The organism is Rhodopirellula maiorica SM1 (assembly GCF_000346295.1).
GTDB lineage: Bacteria > Planctomycetota > Planctomycetia > Pirellulales > Pirellulaceae > Novipirellula > Novipirellula maiorica.
This window is the reverse complement of record NZ_ANOG01001033.1, coordinates 1-1,238: the sequence shown is the minus strand read 5'-3', so window position 1 is coordinate 1,238 and position 1,238 is coordinate 1. Positions and strand designations below refer to the sequence as shown.

General features: G+C 53.4%; 2 protein-coding genes. Both read right to left on the bottom strand.

The features are described 5' to 3' along the window. Positions 1 to 203: 203 nt before the first annotated feature. Positions 204 to 422 carry a hypothetical protein gene (locus RMSM_RS33420; protein ID WP_008708236.1) on the bottom strand — a complete coding sequence of 73 codons (219 nt, stop codon included), beginning with the start codon at positions 420 to 422 and terminating at the stop codon, positions 204 to 206. Between the two features lie 75 nt (positions 423 to 497). Continuing rightward, positions 498 to 1,238 (bottom strand): SDR family oxidoreductase (locus RMSM_RS33415; protein WP_040770850.1); only part of this gene is annotated, 741 nt, incomplete at its 5' end.

Here is a 1,238-nt window from a genome sequence, read left to right as displayed (position 1 = left end):
CATCCAGGCCGGCAACGCAGTCAGAGCAACGGACATGAACACGCAGTCCAATTAGCGGTTGCAGTCGATCGGATGGATTGCGATGCAGCAGTCTCAATGACGATTGGCCGTCATCGTCAATGAAGTCGTAATGCTGCATGAACGCACTCCTCGATGCGAGCCTGTCCGAGTGGACCGGGGGTTCTGTGGATGAGCAAACCAGCTTAATCCGAAAACACATGGTACGCGATCTCAATGATTCCGTCAGAACCTGGCGGTCCTCCACAGCCACACTCGCCGATGACCGTATCGTCGTCACGCCGTTTGAGCGTGAATCCATGCCCCGAGGGATCAGGCGACGTGGCGAGATGAACACTCGCCAAACATACATCCGACAATTGTTTCGTTTCCACAGGCGACATCGCGTCGATTTTCGCTAGCATGTCTTCGACGGACGGGAAAATCAATTCGAGACGCTGCGTTTTGCAGTGGAAATGAATTTATGTCTGCTTCTCTGCTTAAACGATCAACGATTGTCCTCCGTCAATCCATACAGGCGTGCCAGTAATATGATCGGAGAGATTGCTCAGTAGGAACGCAGCAAGGTAGGCGACCTGGGTGGGCGTGCCGAACTCGCCGCCCGTCAGCGGAATATTGCCCTTGGGAAACTCAACCGGAGTTTCGATTTTCTCCAAGTTCTGATGTTTCGTTTTATCATGGATCTCCGATTCGATCGCGCCGGGACAGATCACGTTGACTCGAATTTTCGCCGGCGCCAATTCCAACGCCAGCATTTTGGCGAGAGCAAATTGCCCCGCCTTGCTGGCCGCATACGCCGATGCCCCTTCGTTGCTGAACGTCCGGGTGCCATTGATCGATGACATGATCACGATGCTGCCGCTGCCTTGCCGTCGCAGGTGGGGAACACAATGGTGAATCGCGAGATAGGTCCCGTTCAGGTTGACATCAATGGTACTTCGCCACTCCTCCGGTGTTAACTCATCAATCGGCGCCCATTTTCCATTGGTGCCTGCATTGGCAACCAAACCGTCAAGTCTTCCAAAGTGGTCCACGATCTTTTCGAAAGCCAATTTCATTTCTGATGAATCGGTCACATCGGCTGTTGCCCACATTGCTGTTCCACCGACCGATTTGATTGAATCGACCACGGCTCGCAATTCATCCTCGTCTCTGGCAATCACAGCGACTTTTGCTCCGCACTTGGCGACTTCGAGCGCAATTCCTTTGCCAATCCCTTC

Excerpts from the sequence above, each read along its gene's own strand:
- RMSM_RS33420 (WP_008708236.1), bottom strand. The coding sequence starts at position 422 with ATGCTAGCGAAAATCGACGCGATGTCGCCTGTGGAAACGAAACAATTG.